Raw genomic sequence first — 15430 nt, forward strand, 5'->3', positions numbered from 1 at the left:
CTACTTGACCGCTCCGACCGCGATCCCGCGCGTCAGCGTCCGCTGGAAGAGCAGGAAGAAGACGATGGCCGGCAGCACACCGAGCAGCGCCGCCGCGTTCGTCATCGTCGCGTCCATCAACCGCTGCCCCTGGAGGACACCGAGGGCCACCGACACCGTCTGATTGGCGTTGGACAGCAGCATGACGAGCGGCAGCAGGAACTCGTTCCAGGTCCAGATGAAGAAGAAGACGAGCAGCACCCCGATCGTCGGCCGGTTCATGGGCACCACGACCCGCCACAGGATCTGCCACTTCCCGGCCCCGTCGATCCGCGCCGCCTCCACCACCTCGCGCGGGAAGCGGCCGAGCACGGAGGCGAGGAGGTAGGTGCCGAACGCCGACTGGATCACCGTGAACACGATGACGACGCTGAGCCGGGTGTCGTACAGGTCGACCTTCTTCGCCAGGAAGTAGATCGGGTAGACGAGGGACTCCTGCGGCAGCATGTTCGCGAGCACGAAGAAGGCCAGCACCCAGGTGCGGCCGCGGACGCGCCCGATGCCGATCGCGTACGCCGTCAGGATCGAGAGCAGCACAGCGAGCACGGCCACGCAGCCGCTGATGAGCACCGAGTTCCACAGCTTCTCGCCGAAGTCGACCCGCTCCCAGAAACCGGTGATGCCATCGGTGTAGAGGCCCTCGGGGAACGCCAGCGGGCCGTTGCTGGAGTACTCATCGGGGGACTTGAAGGCGTTGAGGACGACGATGCCGAACGGGGCGACCATGAACAGCGCCCCGACGACGAGCGCGGCCAGCACGGGATGCCGGCGGATGGCGGTGGTCACGCGGCGCCCCCTGCGCTCTCGGCGTCCTCGGAGCGCGTCTGGAGCCGCAGCCCGACGATCGCGAGGACCAGGATGATGACGGTCAGGACGGTGGAGATCGCTGCTCCGTAGCCGACCTGCGTCTGCTCGAAGAAGGTCGTGTACGAGAAGTAGGACGGCACGTTCGTCGCCCCGCCGGGACCGCCCTTCGTCAGCACGAAGATCGCCCCGAAGACCTTGAGCGCGGCGATCGTGCACCACAGCAGCACGACGTAGATCTCGGCCCGGATCTGCGGCAGCGTCACATGCCACAGCCGCCGCCACCAGCCCGCCCCGTCCAGCTCGGCGGCCTCGTACAACTGCGGGTCCACGTGCTGCAGTCCGGCCATGAAGACGACGAGCGGGAAGCCGATCTGCACCCACACCATCACACCCATGACGGACCACAGCGCGAGATCCGGGTCGCCCAGCCAGTCCTGCTGCCACGACCCGAGCCCGACCGCCTTCAGTGCGGCGTTCAGCGCCCCGCCGTCCGGCGCGAGGATCCAGCTCCACACGATGCCCGCGACCGCGATCGGCAGCACCTGCGGAAGATAGAAGCAGGCGCGCAGCACGGCGGCGAGGCGGCTGCCGTAGTGCTTGGCGACGAAGTCGAAGAGCGCGGCGGCGAGCACGAGGCCGACGACGGTCGGCACGAGCGACATCGAAAGCACCATGAAGAGGCTGTGTCGGAACGACGCCCAGAACTCCGAATCACCCAACAGCTCCCGGTAGTTGGCGAGCCCGGCCCAGTCGATCGGGCCCGCCCCCTGCCAGTGGGCGAAGCTCCACGTCGTGTTCATCGCGAACGGGGCGATGATCACGGCGAGGAAGGCGAGCACCCCCGGCAGCAGGAAGAGGGCGTACGAGTCACGGCGCCGCGGCCCGCGCGGCAGGTGTTTTGCTCTGCCGCGCCGCCGCCCCTCGGCCGTGGATTCCTTACGGAGGACGGTCGTCAGGCTCATCCCTTCGACGCGCCCTTGTCGTACGCCGCCTGCAGCGCGTCGAGGTACTTGTCCGGTGAAGCGCTTCCGGTCATCAGCTTCTGCGTCTCGGAGACGAGCGTCTCGTAGAAGCCGGCCACCGGCCAGTCCGAGTAATAGGCGAGCCCGTTCTTCTCGGACAGTGTGTTGAAGTCCCCGATGAGCGCTTGCGACTTGGGGTCCTTGGCGGCGGAGGCGTCGGCGGCCACCGGCACGCCGCCCTTGCTGCCGAGCAGATTCTGGATCTTCTTCGACATGGTGATGTCGATGAAGTCGTAGGCGAGTTCCTTGTTCTTGGACTTGGCGGGGACGACCCACAGGTTGCCGCCCGAACCCGGGGTGAGTGAGGCGCCGGGGAAGATCCCGGAGGACCACTTGAACTTCGCCTCGTCCTCGAAGCGGCCGAACCACCAGGTGCCGGAGAAGATGATCGGCGACTTCTGCCGCAGCCAGGACACGCCCGCCTTCTCCGCGGTCGCGCTCGTGGTGTCCTTGCTGATGTACCCCTTCTTCACCCAGTCGGCGAAGGTCTCGGCGGCGTACGTCCACGCCTCGTCGTGGAAGTCCGCCTTCCCCTTGAGCTCGTAGTCGTCGACCCAGGCGCGGTCGGCCTTGGTGAGGGCGAGCTGGTAGACGTACTGGTGGGCGAGGTACTCGGCGCCGGAGTTGGCGAGCGGCGTGACGCCCTTCGCCTTGAACTCGCCGAGCGCGTCGGTGAGTTCGTCGAAGGTGGTCGGCACCTTCACCCCGTACTTCTTGAACAGGTCCTCGTTGTAGTACGCCCGCAGGAACTCGCCGTAGTTCGGCACGCCGTACCACTTGCCCGAGCCCATGGCGCCGGTCGGCGAGTACCGGCTGGTCGTCGCGACCGACGGTGACAGCGCCTTGTCCCACCCGCGCTTCTTCACCTCGGCGGACATGTCGGTGAGCAGCCCCTGCTTGGACAGCAGCCCCGCCGTGGCGTTCCCCTTGTTGTACTCCATGAGGTCCGGGGCGTCGTCCGAACCGAGCACCATGGACGCCGTCTTCTGGATCTGATCGAAGCTCTTCTCCTCGAACTTGACCTCTACGCCCGGGTGTTGGGCCTCGAACTCCTTGATCGCGGCGTTCCAGGCGACGCCCATCGCGCTGTTCTGGGCCTCGTAGTGCCACAGCCGCAACGTCTTCCCGTCGCCTCCGCCTCCCGAGCCGTCGTCATCGCCGCTCCCGCAAGAGGTCAGGGCGAGTACGCAGGTCAGGGCGGCGCCGGCGGAGACGAGGGCGCGACGGCGCGGGCCTCCGGTGCGGGTGCGGGTGGCGCTCCGTCTCGTGGGCATCGTGAATCTCGTCAACATCGTCAACATCCGCAGGCTCCCCCAGAGCTCGGCACGGGCATGTCGAAGCGCTTCGACGCGTGACGGTATGGGGCGCGGAGCGGGTGGTCAATGGGTTTGACCGAGGCGCGTGGGGCGGCAATGATCGACCGCGTTCATCCAGAGGACTTGAGGGGCCTGGCCCTGTGACGGTCCGGCAACCTGCGACCCGCGACGCGCGGCGGCAAGGTGCCAACGCCAGGAACGATGAGGAGTGTTACCGCATGCGACCCGCGTTCGACGTCCCACCGCTCAAGGGTGCCCTGGTCCGACCAGAGGCGCTCTCCACCGACCACACGGCCGATCTCGCCCGGGCGGCCGAAGCCGACTGGCGGCAGCTCGGCCCGATGGCCGCGGACCTCCTGGCCGTCAATCCGCCGCAGCGCCCGACCGCGCTCATGCCCGACGTGCCACACGATCAGCGCCACCTGCACGACGGTGGCGGGGCGGACGGTCTGGATGGGATTCGCCTCGTCCTGGCGCACACCACGGCCACGCGCGTGCGGACGACCGCCGCCGCGCCACTGGGGATGGGGGCGCGCCGCTTCGACGGCTGGTCCGCGCCGCGGTCGATCGCCGGGGGCGCGGCTTCCGTACGCGGAGGCATGGCGGGCGCTCGTGCCTGGGCTGCGTGGGCGCGTCGACGTATGGGAGCTCCACAGGGAGCGGTGAACGGGTGGGCGGGCCGGCCGGCTGGCGTGCGATTGACATGCAGCCGGGCGGCTGCCTATCGTCGAATGTGCAGCCGGTTGGCTGCATGTCGAGTCGACCGTGACACCGGAATACCGGAATGAGGGCACGACCTCCGTGGACGCGATATTCAAGGCGCTCGCCGACCCAGGGCGACGGCGCCTGCTCGACAGCCTCAACGAACGGGGCGGGCAGACGCTGGGCGAGCTGTGTGGCGAGCTGGACATGGCGCGGCAGTCCGTCAGCAAGCACCTCGCTGTCCTGGAGGCGGCCGGTCTCGTGACGACCGTGCGGCGCGGGCGCGAGAAGCTGCACTACATCGATGCCGCGCCGCTCAACGCCGTCGCCGACCGCTGGCTCAGCCGCTACGACCGGCACCGCGCCGCCGCCCTCGACGACCTCCGTACCGCACTGGAAGAGGAACCACCCATGAGTGACACCACACCCGGCGCCCCCGCCGCCATGGAGCCCTTCGTTCACACCAGCTACATCCGCACCACGCCCGAACGGCTGTGGGAGGCGCTCACCTCGCCCGCGTTCACCCGCCGCTACTGGGGCGTGGCGTTCGAGACCGACTGGAAGCCCGGTTCGCCGATGGTGTGGCTGGAGGGCGGCGGCCGCACCGAGGACCCCGAGCAGGTGGTCCTGGAGGCCGATCCGCCGCGCCGCCTCGCCTACACCTGGCACACCTTCACGCCCACCTGGGCCGCGTCCGTCGGCGTCGACGAGGAGCTGCGGCAGCGCATCGCGCGCGAGAGCCGCTCCAAGGTCTCCTTCGACCTGGAGGAGATGGGGGAGACGGTCAAGCTGACCGTCGTCCACGACGGTTTCGACCCCGACAGCACCGTCCGCTCCATGATCGGCGACGGCTGGCCCGCCCTGCTGTCCAGCCTCAAGACGCTCCTGGAGACCGGGGAGCCGCTGCCGGAGCCGCAGCAGGCCGAGAGCTGAGCACCGGACGGCGGCCGCGCACCGGGCTCACCGATTCGAGCGCCGCGCCGATCCGCAGCAGCGTCGACTCGTCGTACCACCGGGACACCAGCTGCACCCCCACCGGCAGCCCGCCCTCCGCCACGCCGAACGGCACGGACAGGGCGGGCAGCCCGGTGAGGTTGAACGGAACGGTGGCCCGCATGATGCCGCGCGCCGGCACCGACCTCCCGTCGACCTCGAACGACCTGCGGGCGAAGGGCGGCGCCGGAATCGGGCACACCGGCGCCAACAACACGTCGTAGCGCCGGAAGTAGCCGGCGAAGAGCGCGTTGAGGGAGTCGACCCGCTGCTGGGCCGCCACGTAGTCGGACAGCGTCACGTCAGGCGCCTCCAAGGTGCGCCGGGTCAGCGGATGCAGCTCGTCCTCGCGGCCCGCCGCGACCCGCCGGAAGAGCGGCACCACCTCCGCCGTGAACAGCGTGGCGCTCAACTCGGTGGCGTCGAGAGCCGCGAGACCGTCCAGCGGCGCCGCCTCGACCGCGCAGCCCAGCTCCCGCAGGGCGTCCGCCGCCGCGGACACCGCGGCCACCACCTCACCGGCCACCGGACCGAACTCCGGCTCCGCCGCCCAGCCGACCCGCAGCGCGGTGAGCGGTACCTCCTCCCCGTCGAGCGCGGGCGCGTGCTGGACGTAGCCGTCCACGCCGTCGGGCCCCGACAGCGCGCCGAACGCCGTCGCCACATCCCGTACGCTGCGGGCCATCGGCCCCACATGCCAGTATCGGGCGGGGACTTCGGGCCAGTGGCCGGTGATCGGGACGCGCCCGCGCGTCGCCTTCAGCGCCACGATCCCGGTGTCGTGCGCCGGCCCCCGCACCGAGATCGCGACATCGCTGCCGAGCCCCAGCGGCGACATCCCCGCCGCGATCGCCGCCGCCTCGCCGCCACTCGAACCGCCCGGCGTCCGCTCCAGGTCCCACGGATTGCGGGTGCGGCCGAAGACCGCGTTGTCGGTCTCGGTCCAGTACGAGAACTCCGGCAGGTTCGTCCGCGCCATCACGATCGCCCCGGCCCGCCGCAGCCGCGCCACGGACGTCGCGTCGGCCTCCGGAACCCGCTCGCGAAACAGCGCCGAACCGCGCGCCGTCACGGCCCCCGCCACGTCCAGGGAGTCCTTCACCGTGAACGGCACACCGTGCAGCGGCCCGAGCGGCTTCCCCGCCGCGGCCTGCTCGTCCGCCGCCCGCGCCGCCGCGAGCGCGCTGTCGGCGAGCACGGTCACGACGGCGTTCAACTCCGGGTCGAGCGCCTCGACCCGCTCCAGGTGCGCCCGCAGCACGTCCTGCGCCAAGACCTGCCGGGTGCGGATCAGCTCGGCCAGCGCGGTGGCATCCAGGTGGCACAGTTCTTCGTCGTCCATGGCGGAAGCTCCCTCCGAGGGGCGGTCGGCGCGGACAGTCGAGTCGAGGGCGACGGTACCGGCCGGGGTGGTGCGGGCGCGCCGGGAGGGCGCGCGGCACCGGCAGGGCGCCTATCCTGAAGACCACCGCGTCGACAACCGGGGGGAAGTGACGCCAGATGAACTGGGTTTGGGCGATCCTCATCCTGTTCTGGACAGGAGCCTTCGCCTGGGCGGCGGACACCGGCCGCACCGCCCTGCGCAACCGTCACGAGCGCAGACTGGAACGCCTTGAGGCCGCCAAGGAGGCCCGCCTCGCCGTCGAGGCCGCGCACAAACCGCCCGAGCCGATCTGCGGCTGCACCCACCACCTCGCCAAGCACGACAAGGCGGGCCGCTGCCACGAACGCGTCGAAGTGCCCACGGCCTGGGACGAGAACAAGAAACCGGTGCGTTACGAAGCGGGCCAGTGCAACTGCCAGCAGTACGTGGGGCCCCAGCCGCTGTCCCAGGTGTACGCCGAGGAGCTCACGGACCGGATCTGACGTCGGTGACGCGGTGACTGACCGTTCAACTCCTGGTCAAAAGCTGCCTGTTGAGGATCGATGGCGTACGGTCGCGCATCGAACCTGTGACGGACCGAATGTGCCAGGAGCAAGGAGCGGAGAGTGACGGACATCTTCAACTCGTGGTGGGACCGCGCGGCCTGCCAGGGGACGGACCCCGAGGACCTGTTCGTGGAGGGCGCGGCGCAGTCGCACGCCAAACGGTTCTGCGACGCGTGCGAGGTCAGGACCGAGTGCCTGGCGCACGCCCTCGACGAGCGCATCGAGTACGGCGTCTGGGGCGGCGCCACGGAACGCGAACGCCGCGCCCTGCTGCGCCGCCGCCCCACCGTCACGTCCTGGCGCCGCCTCCTGGAGGCCGCCCGCGCCGAACACGGTCGGGGGTGCGGGCAGGAAAGCGGTCCGGGGCGGGGGCGGGAGAGCGGCCGGTCGGTCGGCTGAGGGCGCGGCGCCCCCGGACCCGACCCGCTGCGCCCCCGGATCCTCAGAAATCAACAAACTTCTACGGCTTCATTGTGTTGGTTGTGTTGCCTTCTTAGGGTGGTGCCGGCTCAACAGGCGTTCCGCACCACACCAGTTGCACGTGTCCACCCCGCAGAAGGGCACAGCCATGCCGCAACCGCACGCCATGCCGCTCAGTCGTCGCCGCCTCCTCCAGGCAGGCGCCGCCGTCGCCGGGGCGCTCACCCTGCCCCTCGCCCTCCCCGCCGCGAGCGCCGCCGCGGCCGAAGCCGAAGGCGACGAGTGGAACGGCCGCGTCGACCTCTTCCGGCTCGGCACCGAACCCCCGCACACCACCCTCATGCCGTACGAGGACGTGCCGCAGGCCCTCGCCGCCGACCGCACCCGCTCCCCGTACCGCCAAAGCCTCGACGGGGACTGGAAGTTCGCGTACGTCGACCGGCCGTCGGAGCGCGACGAGGACTTCCACCGCACCGACCTCGACGACGCCGACTGGGGCACGATCCCCGTCCCGGCCGTCTGGCAGCTGCACGGGCACGACTTCCCGATCTACACCAACATCACCTACCCGTGGTGGGGCGCCAACGGCCTCGGCGAGGACGCGCAGCCACCCGCGTCGCCGACCCGCTACAACCCCGTCGGCCAGTACAGACGCACGTTCACGGTGCCGCGCGGCTGGGCCGGCAGACGGGTCTTCCTGCACTTCGAGGGCGTGAAATCGGCCCACTACGTGTGGGTGAACGGCACGCTCGTCGGCTACCACGAGGACTCCTTCACCCCGGCCGAGTACGACATCACCCCGCACCTCACCGAAGGCACCAACCAACTCGCCGTCGAGGTCTACCGCTTCTGCGACGGCGACTGGATGGAAGACCAGGACATGATCCGGCTGAGCGGAATCTTCCGCCCGGTGTACCTGTACTCGACGCCCGCCACCCACCTGCGCGACTTCAAGCTCGACACCCCGCTCGGCGACGGATACCGCACCGCCGAGCTGTCCGTCACCGCCACCGTGCGGGACTACGTCGGCGACTCCGCGGGCGAGTACGCCGTCGAGGTGCAGCTCTACGACGCCGACCGGCACCCGGTGTGGGCGCGACCGCTCACGCAGAAGGCCGCCCTCACCGACTCCGAAGTGACGGTGAAGGCCGCCAAGTCCGTTCCCTCGCCCCGCCTCTGGTCCGCCGAGAACCCGTACCTCTACACCGCCGTACTGCGCCTGCGCGACCGGGCGGGCAAGGTGATCGAGACACTGTCGCACCGCGTCGGCCTGCGCGAATTCGCGCTCAAGGACGGACTGATGCGGATCAACGGACAGCCGGTGTCCTTCCGGGGCACCAACCGGCACGAGATGCACCCCGACCGCGGCACCGCGCTCACCCGCGCGGACATGGTCAAGGACATCGAGGTCATCAAGCGGATGAACATCAACACCGTCCGCACCTCGCACTACCCCAACAACCCGATCTGGTACGAACTCGCCGACGCGTACGGCCTCTACCTCGTCGACGAGACCAACCTCGAAACCCACGGCGTCCGCGACAACTACCCGGCCAGCAAGCCCGATTGGACGAAGGCGTGCGTCGCCCGCGCCCAGAACATGGTGCACCGCGACAAGAACCACGCCTCCGTCGTCATCTGGTCCCTCGGCAACGAGGCGGGCGCGGGGTCCACCTTCACCGCCATGCACGACTGGATCCGCTCCTACGACACCACCCGCGTCATCCAGTACGAGGGCGACGACAGCCCCGGCGTCAGCGACATCCGCTCCGAGATGTACCCGTCGACGAGCCACGTCGAGGCGAAGGCCAAGGACACCTCCGACACCCGCCCGTACGTGCTGATCGAGTACTGCCACGCCATGGGGAACTCGAACGGCAACTTCAAGGAGTACTGGGACCTGATCCGCCGCCACGACGTCCTCCAGGGCGGCTGGATCTGGGACTTCGTCGACCAGTCGCTGAGCTGGCCGACACCGGCACGGACGCTGCTGACCGAGACGGGACCCGCCGGGCTGAAGGGTGAACTCCGCAATCCGGCAGGCGAGTTCAGCAAGGAGAAGGGGCTGCGCGGCGCCACCGTCTTCGCCCGCGACGACCGCCTCGACCTCACCGGCTCACTCACCCTCGAAGCCTGGGTGACCCCGCACGTCACCGGCTACCACCAGCCGATCCTCGCCAAGGGCGACACCCAGTACGCGCTGAAGCAGAGCGACAGGACCCTGGAGTTCTTCATCCACTCCGGCGGCCAGTGGATCACCGCGAGCTGGACCACCCCCGCCGACGGCTGGACCGGTGCCGAACACCACGTCGCCGGTGTCTTCGACGCGAGCGCCGGAACCCTCACGCTGTACGTCGACGGCGCGGCGAAAGCCACCAAGTCCACGACCCGCAAGCCCAGCGGCAACACCGCGCCGCTCGCCCTCGGCGTGGACGTCGACAACATGACCCGCGAGTTCAGCGGCACCATCCGCCGCGCCCGCGTCTACGCCCGCGCCCTCGGCGTCACCGAACTCGCCGACGACGCCCGCGGCCCGGACGGCGACGGCGTGCGCTTCTGGTTCGACGCCGCGACGGTCGGAGTCGAGGAGAAGCAACCGCGCGACAAGACCTTCTTCGCGTACGGAGGTGACTGGGGCGACAACCCCAACGACGGCAACTTCGTCGCCGACGGCATCGTCACCGCCGACCGCGGACACACCGGCAAGGCCGCCGAGGTCAAACGGATCTACCAGGCGATCCAGGTGTCACCGAAGGAAGGCGATGGCGAAGGCGGGACTCCGGGGGAGGTCACCGTCGCCAACGAGTCCCTGTTCACCAACCTCCGCGCCTACAGCGGCCGTTGGGAGCTGGTCCGCGACGGTGACGTGATCCAGAGCGGGAACCTGAGCCGCTCCCAGCTCGACATCGCACCACTCACCCGCAAGAACATCACCGTCCCCCTGAAACCGCCCACCGCCCCCGCGCCCGGCACCGAGTTCTTCCTCCACCTCTCCTTCCGGCTCAAGGAGGACACCCCCTGGGCCGACGCCGGATTCGAAGTGGCCCGCGCCCAACTCCCGGTCGACGTGGGCAGCCCCGAGGTGACACCCGTACCGCTGCACGACGTACCGGCCCTTCGCCACGAGGACGCGGACACCGCCGTCTCCGTCACCGGCGACGGCTTCACCCTCACCCTCGACAAGGCCACGGGCGTCATCACCACCTACGAAGCCGGTGGCGTCCGGCTCGTCGACTCGGGCCCCGCCCCCAACTTCTGGCGCGCCCCGACCGATAACGACCACGGCAACGGACAGCACACCCGCAACCAGACCTGGCGGGACGCGGGCGCCCGGCGCAAGGTGACCGCGGTGAGTGTGCGGGACCTCGACGGGCGGGCCGTGCGGATCGAGGTCAAGGGCACCCTGCCGACCACCACCGAGTCCACCTACGCCACCACCTACACCGTCTTCGGTGACGGCGCCGTCAAGGTCGACCACGCCCTGCACCCGGGCGCCGCCACCCTCCCGTACCTCCCCGAGGTCGGCAGCATCCTGCGGCTGCCCGCGGCGCTCGACCGGCTGCACTACTACGGGCGCGGCCCCGAGGAGAACCACTGGGACCGCAACGACGGTACGGACGTGGGGCGTTGGGACTCGACCGTGGCCCAGCAGTGGACCTCGTACATCCGGCCCCAGGAGAACGGGAACAAGACGGACGTGCGGTGGGCGGCGCTCACCGACGGGCGGGGGCGCGGGCTGCTCGTCGCCGGGGACCCGACGGCCGACCACCCGCTGTTCGAGTTCACCGCCTCCCACCTCACCCCGGAGGACCTCTCCGTCGGCGCCCGCCACGACTACCAGCTCGACCCGCGAGACGAGGTCGTGCTGCGCGTCAACCACCGGCAGATGGGCGTCGGCGGCGACGACAGCTGGGGCGCCCAGACCCACGCCCCGTACAAGCTGCTCGCCGACCGGGACTACGCGTACACGTACTGGCTGCGGCCGATCACGGACCTGGGGGAGGCGACGGCGCTGGCGCGGCGTCCGGTGGCGGTGGAGTAGCGGGGGACGGGTGGCCGGTGGAGCCTTCGTCCGCCGGCCGCCCGCCGTTCCACCGGAGCCGGACGTCGAGGTGTGCGCTCGCCTTGGCGCTGCTGATGATCGCGCCGAGCCGGGCGTCGAGGGTGACGCCGAACGTCACCTCGATCTCCTCCGGGCGCAGGGCACCGGCCCGGAACTCGGCGATGACCTCGGCGGCGGCGCGGGTGACCGGGGCCAGGGACGTGCGCAGGCTGTTCTGCGCGTTGGCCACGTGCGTGCCGAGGCCCACCTTTCGTACGCCGTCCTCGGGCGCGGGGGAGACGAGGACCGTGGTTCCGTCGGCGAGCTCGAAGCGGACTGCTTGGGACATGGGGCTCCTCGGTCGGTGGCGCGGGCGGTCACGTCGGGTCGGCGCAGATGCTCTGCCGCGGCACCCCGGTACCGCCCAGCTCGTCCTGCACCTTCTGGAGGTCGGCCAGCACGGTGTCGGGGTCCTTGTCGCGGCCCGCGTAGTCGAGGACCGTGCGGTAGAATGCCGCGGCCACGTCGGGACTCATCGCGTCGGCCGCGCTGAAGCACAAGGTGTGCTCGCCGGGCCGCAGCATCCGGGCGATGCGCTGCTGCACCGGGTTGGCGTACCGGGTCACGTTCCGGTGCGCGGAGAAGGCGGCGGTGCCTGCGGCGTCCACCCAGGCTTGCTGCGCCTTCGCGCCCGCGAGATAGCTCACGAACGCGCGGGCGCCCGGGTTGTCCGCGCCGAACATCCCGACGAAGTCCCCCGACACCTCTATCGGTTGGTCGGCCTCGGGCGCGGCGAACGTGAACCGGGAGTCCTTCCGCAGGCCGGGGGCGAGGGCGGAGCGGGCGCCGTGGGCGAGGCGGCACTTCGGCGACCCCTTGGTCATCCCCTTGCTCGCGGCGGCGAAGTCCCGGCCGCCCGCCCCCTTGAGGACCTCACGGCCCACGTCATCGTGCCAGTCCGACCACGCCTTGCGCACCGGCGCGGACGTCCAGGGCAGCTCGCCCGAGACCCACTTCGCGTACGTGTCCGCCCCCGCGTCGGCGAGCAGCAGGTCCGCGATCCAGTCGGCGCCCGGCCAGCCGGACGTCGGGCCCGACTCCAGGCCGAGGCACCAGGTGAGGCCGGTCTGCCGGGTCACGGAGCGCCACGACGCGTCGTCGGCGGGCGCGTCCGAGCCCCGCGGGTCGTACCAGACGAGGCTCTTCACATCGACCTTGACGGGAACCGCGTAGGTGACACCGTCCACCTGGGCGAGCCCGCGGAACGGCTGCTGGAAGTCCCCGACGTCGACGGCCCCGTCCAGGGGGCGCAGCCTGCCGCCGTGCGTCGTCTTCGCCTCCGCGTAACGGATCACCGCGGCAGCGCTGGGCAGCACCGCGAGATCCGGCGGGGCACCGGCCTGCACCGAGGCGTCGAGCTGCTGGGTGAGGGCGCGCGTGACCTGGACGTCGACCGGGAAGCCGGTGGAGTCCTCGAAGTCCTTGACGAGGCGGTAGAAGGCCTGGAACTCCTCCGGCTGGGTCCACGGAACCATGATCGTGACGCTGTCGCGGTGGCCGGGGCCGCCGCAGCCCGCAAGCGCGAAGAGGAGGCCGAGGGCCGCCAACAGGCAGGCCAGGCGCGGACGTCGGGAGCGCGGTGCCGCCTCGCGGGTCGGCTTCGGTGTCGTCATGAGCGCGGGAACCTGTACTCGGCGAGGCGCGGCCGGTAGGCGAAGTGGACCAGGACGCCGGACCCGGTGAGGGCCAGCAGGGTGAAGGCCATGACCAGCGGGGCCCCGGCGGTCGGATGCGCGGCGAGGCGCCCCTCGTCCCAGCCGGTCAGGAAGGCGCAGGCGAGGGTGACGGCGGTGGTGACCGCGAGCGCGGCGGGCAGCAGCCGACCGATGTGACGGTGGAAGTGCCGGAACAGGATGACCGCGGTGAGCAGCGTGAGGGCCAGCATCACGAACAGCGGGGCACAGGTCAGCACCCACAGCTGGACCGGATCGAGCCACCCTTCGTCGCGCTGCTCGTCGAGGCCGGACTGCTGCAGCCGTTCCAGGTCGTTCAGGGAGGCGAGGACGCCGCCGGTGCCGGGGATCGGCTCGTCGGTGTCGGGGTCGCGCATCGGCTTGGCCTCAAGGGTCGCCCGCGCGGCGTCCATCGCGTAAGCGCGGTTGCCCGGGTAGTCGCGGACCGCGGCGGCGGCCTGCTGGACGCAGTCGGTCAACTGGCCCTGCACGAACTGGAACTGGGCGAGCCCGGCAGCTCCCGCCGCGTTGCCCTCCGCCGCCGACGTCAGGAGCGTGCTGATGCGCGCGGTCGCGTTGGTGAACCCCGTGCCCGTGCCGATGATCTGGAGCTGCCCGGTGCGCGCCGCCGTGTCGAGCGAACCGTTCGCGGACTGAGCGGCGACCCGCGCCGCCCTGATGTCGTGCACGGCCGCGTCCACCCGGCGGGCGTCGGTGATCTCCCGCGTGCCGTCGGTGGCCACCAGGATGTAGACGACCGCGACCGCGCACACCATGGCGAGCATGCCGGCGCGGGTCCACCGCAGGACCACCACCGGATGCAGGGCGCGCAGCACGGCGTGCGCCCGTGCCGTGGCCCTCAACTCGGGGCCCCTGGAAGGGGGATGGGCCCGCACACTTCGCAGAACTTCGCGTCGCGGGCGACGAGCGGCCGGTGGCACTTCGGGCACGTGCCGGTGTCGGAACCGGAGCCGCCGTCGCCATGGGGGTCGGCGTCGACGAGGGCCTCTTCGGGCGCGGGACCCGTGCGCGTCGCGTCGAGGCCGATCTGCTGCATGAGGCCGCGCGGGACATCCGGTCGTACGACGGGAAGACCGTCGGGCCCGGCCTGGGCCGCGCCGCGCAGCAGGTTCAACCGGCGGGCGTCGTCGAGCTGTTCGGCGATGCGCAGGGCCTGCCGCAGCATCGCGTCGGCGAGCACCCGCTCCCGCCGCTCGTGCGCGTCGGCGCAGCCCTGCATCGCGGAGCGGAGTTCACGCTCGGACTCCAGGCGGGTGAGATTGGCGGAGGCGGGGATCTCGAACGCCTCGTCCGGCCTGCGCTTGACGATCAGCGCGTGCTCGGCGGTGCAGGCGGGCCGGTCGTCCTGCCCCGGCGCGGCCTCGGCCCGCAGCGTCAGGGTCGCCGCCTGCACCCGCTGGTACAGGGGGAGGCTGTCGGCCTCGAAGGTCAGGGACACCTGGTACTGCCGGGTGTCGGGGGCCCACGCGCCGAGCGGGACGTGGATCTCGGCCCCGCGCCGCTGCCGCTGGTCCGTCAGGTCGACCTGGACGGGGCGGGTCTGCTGGACGGTGCCCAGGTCGAAGCGGTCGGTGAGGTGCAGGCTGAGATAGAGCCGAGGCATCACCAGGCGCTGCGCCTCCCGCATGAGGCCGACGAAGTCCGCCGTGAGATCGGGGATGTCGACCACCGCTTCGGCGCTGCCGTGCAGGCCCTCCGCGACGGCGCGGACCACCTTGTAGTGCCAGTTGTCGCCGAGGCCGCGGGCGTCACATGTGAACCGGTCGGCGCAGCCGCGCACCGCGTCCGCGAGCTGCTCCGGCGTCTCGTGCTCGTTCTTGCCGTCCGTGTAGAGGACGGCGTGGCAGACGGTGTCAGGACCGGCCGAACCGTCGAACAGGTCCCGGGCACGGGTCAGCCAACTGCCGATCCGCGTGCCGCCCTGCGCGACCTGGGCGGCGACCTGATGCTTCGCGTGCTGGCGGACATGCTGGTCGACCGGGGCGAGGGGACGGCCGGCGGGCGGGTAGATCACCGTGGCCGTGTGGTCACCGGCGACGATGCCGAGCAGCGTGCCGTCCCGCAGCGTGTCGATCGCGGCGGTCACGGCCTTCTTGGCCTCGCCCAGCTTGCCGCTCGCCGCCATCGACTGGGAGCGGTCCATGATGAGGACCTCGGCGCGCCCCGGACCCTGCCCCTGCCCCGCCGCCCGGCCCGCGGCCTCCCGCGAGCCGTCCAGGACGTCTCCGTCCGGGACGCCACCGCCCTCCGGGGCCTCGTCCGCGAGGCGGGCGCGCACCGTGAGCAGCGCGTCGGCGCGTGTCGCGTCGACGGGCTGGTCCTCCGGCGCGTCCACTTCCACGGTGAAACTCAGTCGGCGACGCGATGCGTGCTCCATCGCCCTCCCCCTCAACTGCCTGTCGTGCC

Annotated in this window: 12 protein-coding genes and 1 riboswitch; of the genes, 4 read left to right on the plus strand and 8 right to left on the minus strand. The window is 71.1% G+C overall.

What is annotated here, in order from left to right:
- From RBJ65_RS23110 to RBJ65_RS23120, 3 genes are read right to left on the minus strand one after another with little or no spacing between them, the layout of a single operon-like run.
- On the minus strand, nt 1-825 hold the full coding sequence (locus RBJ65_RS23110; RefSeq protein ID WP_306319059.1) for a carbohydrate ABC transporter permease: 825 nt from the start codon (nt 823-825) through the stop codon (nt 1-3).
- Complete coding sequence (locus RBJ65_RS23115) at nt 822-1808, minus strand: carbohydrate ABC transporter permease (protein WP_306319060.1); 987 nt, start codon at nt 1806-1808, stop codon at nt 822-824. The genes RBJ65_RS23110 and RBJ65_RS23115 overlap by 4 nt, the downstream gene beginning before the upstream one ends.
- Nucleotides 1805-3142, minus strand: a complete 1338-nt coding sequence (locus RBJ65_RS23120; protein ID WP_306319061.1) for an extracellular solute-binding protein — start codon at nt 3140-3142, stop codon at nt 1805-1807. Before RBJ65_RS23120 ends, RBJ65_RS23115 begins: the two co-directional genes overlap by 4 nt.
- Nucleotides 3143-3291: 149 nt before the next feature.
- A riboswitch (SAM riboswitch) is annotated at nt 3292-3392 on the plus strand.
- Nucleotides 3393-3985: 593 nt separating this feature from the next.
- Here RBJ65_RS23120 and RBJ65_RS23125 point away from each other — a divergent pair.
- Nucleotides 3986-4819 (plus strand): metalloregulator ArsR/SmtB family transcription factor, encoded by an 834-nt coding sequence (locus RBJ65_RS23125; protein ID WP_306319062.1) that lies wholly within the window; start codon nt 3986-3988, stop codon nt 4817-4819.
- Here the strand turns inward: RBJ65_RS23125 and RBJ65_RS23130 are convergent.
- A complete protein-coding gene (locus tag RBJ65_RS23130; RefSeq protein ID WP_306319063.1) occupies nt 4761-6221 on the minus strand; it encodes an amidase in 1461 nt (486 codons plus the stop codon). The genes RBJ65_RS23125 and RBJ65_RS23130 overlap by 59 nt on opposite strands.
- Nucleotides 6222-6379: 158 nt before the next feature.
- Here RBJ65_RS23130 and RBJ65_RS23135 point away from each other — a divergent pair, with 158 nt between their 5' ends.
- The 3 genes from RBJ65_RS23135 (at nt 6380) to RBJ65_RS23145 (ending at nt 11270) form a co-directional block, all read left to right on the plus strand.
- A complete protein-coding gene (locus tag RBJ65_RS23135) occupies nt 6380-6745 on the plus strand; it encodes a hypothetical protein (protein WP_306319064.1) in 366 nt (121 codons plus the stop codon).
- A 132-nt stretch (nt 6746-6877) separates the two neighbouring features.
- Nucleotides 6878-7207, plus strand: a complete 330-nt coding sequence (locus RBJ65_RS23140; protein ID WP_306319163.1) for a WhiB family transcriptional regulator — start codon at nt 6878-6880, stop codon at nt 7205-7207.
- A 169-nt stretch (nt 7208-7376) separates the two neighbouring features.
- A complete protein-coding gene (locus tag RBJ65_RS23145; RefSeq protein WP_306319065.1) occupies nt 7377-11270 on the plus strand; it encodes a glycoside hydrolase family 2 TIM barrel-domain containing protein in 3894 nt (1297 codons plus the stop codon).
- Here the strand turns inward: RBJ65_RS23145 and RBJ65_RS23150 are convergent.
- Genes RBJ65_RS23150 through RBJ65_RS23165 form a run of 4 tightly spaced genes read right to left on the minus strand, consistent with a single transcriptional unit; the run spans nt 11215 to nt 15401 of the window.
- Nucleotides 11215-11619: a CU044_2847 family protein gene (locus RBJ65_RS23150; protein WP_306319066.1), complete on the minus strand. Its 405-nt coding sequence runs from the start codon at nt 11617-11619 to the stop codon at nt 11215-11217. The two genes, RBJ65_RS23145 and RBJ65_RS23150, sit on opposite strands and share 56 nt — an antisense overlap.
- 28 nt (nt 11620-11647) lie before the next feature.
- Nucleotides 11648-12943 carry an ABC transporter substrate-binding protein gene (locus RBJ65_RS23155; protein WP_306319067.1) on the minus strand — a complete coding sequence of 432 codons (1296 nt, stop codon included), beginning with the start codon at nt 12941-12943 and terminating at the stop codon, nt 11648-11650.
- A complete protein-coding gene (locus RBJ65_RS23160; RefSeq protein ID WP_306319068.1) occupies nt 12940-13866 on the minus strand; it encodes a hypothetical protein in 927 nt (308 codons plus the stop codon). The genes RBJ65_RS23155 and RBJ65_RS23160 overlap by 4 nt, the downstream gene beginning before the upstream one ends.
- Nucleotides 13863-15401 carry a VWA domain-containing protein gene (locus tag RBJ65_RS23165; protein WP_306319069.1) on the minus strand — a complete coding sequence of 513 codons (1539 nt, stop codon included), beginning with the start codon at nt 15399-15401 and terminating at the stop codon, nt 13863-13865. The genes RBJ65_RS23160 and RBJ65_RS23165 overlap by 4 nt, the downstream gene beginning before the upstream one ends.
- Nucleotides 15402-15430: the final 29 nt, after the last annotated feature.

The organism is Streptomyces sp. KL109B (assembly GCF_030766935.1).
Taxonomy (GTDB): Bacteria; Actinomycetota; Actinomycetes; order Streptomycetales; family Streptomycetaceae; genus Streptomyces.

What these genes read in the sequence shown, in the direction of transcription:
- RBJ65_RS23130 (WP_306319063.1), bottom strand. Translation starts at nt 6,221, where the DNA reads ATGGACGACGAAGAACTGTGCCACCTGGATGCCACCGCGCTGGCCGAG.
- RBJ65_RS23155 (WP_306319067.1), bottom strand. Translation starts at nt 12,943, where the DNA reads ATGACGACACCGAAGCCGACCCGCGAGGCGGCACCGCGCTCCCGACGT.
- RBJ65_RS23145 (WP_306319065.1), top strand. Translation starts at nt 7,377, where the DNA reads ATGCCGCAACCGCACGCCATGCCGCTCAGTCGTCGCCGCCTCCTCCAG.
- RBJ65_RS23165 (WP_306319069.1), bottom strand. Translation starts at nt 15,401, where the DNA reads ATGGAGCACGCATCGCGTCGCCGACTGAGTTTCACCGTGGAAGTGGAC.
- RBJ65_RS23150 (WP_306319066.1), bottom strand. Translation starts at nt 11,619, where the DNA reads ATGTCCCAAGCAGTCCGCTTCGAGCTCGCCGACGGAACCACGGTCCTC.
- RBJ65_RS23115 (WP_306319060.1), bottom strand. Translation starts at nt 1,808, where the DNA reads ATGAGCCTGACGACCGTCCTCCGTAAGGAATCCACGGCCGAGGGGCGG.
- RBJ65_RS23135 (WP_306319064.1), top strand. Translation starts at nt 6,380, where the DNA reads ATGAACTGGGTTTGGGCGATCCTCATCCTGTTCTGGACAGGAGCCTTC.
- RBJ65_RS23120 (WP_306319061.1), bottom strand. Translation starts at nt 3,142, where the DNA reads ATGCCCACGAGACGGAGCGCCACCCGCACCCGCACCGGAGGCCCGCGC.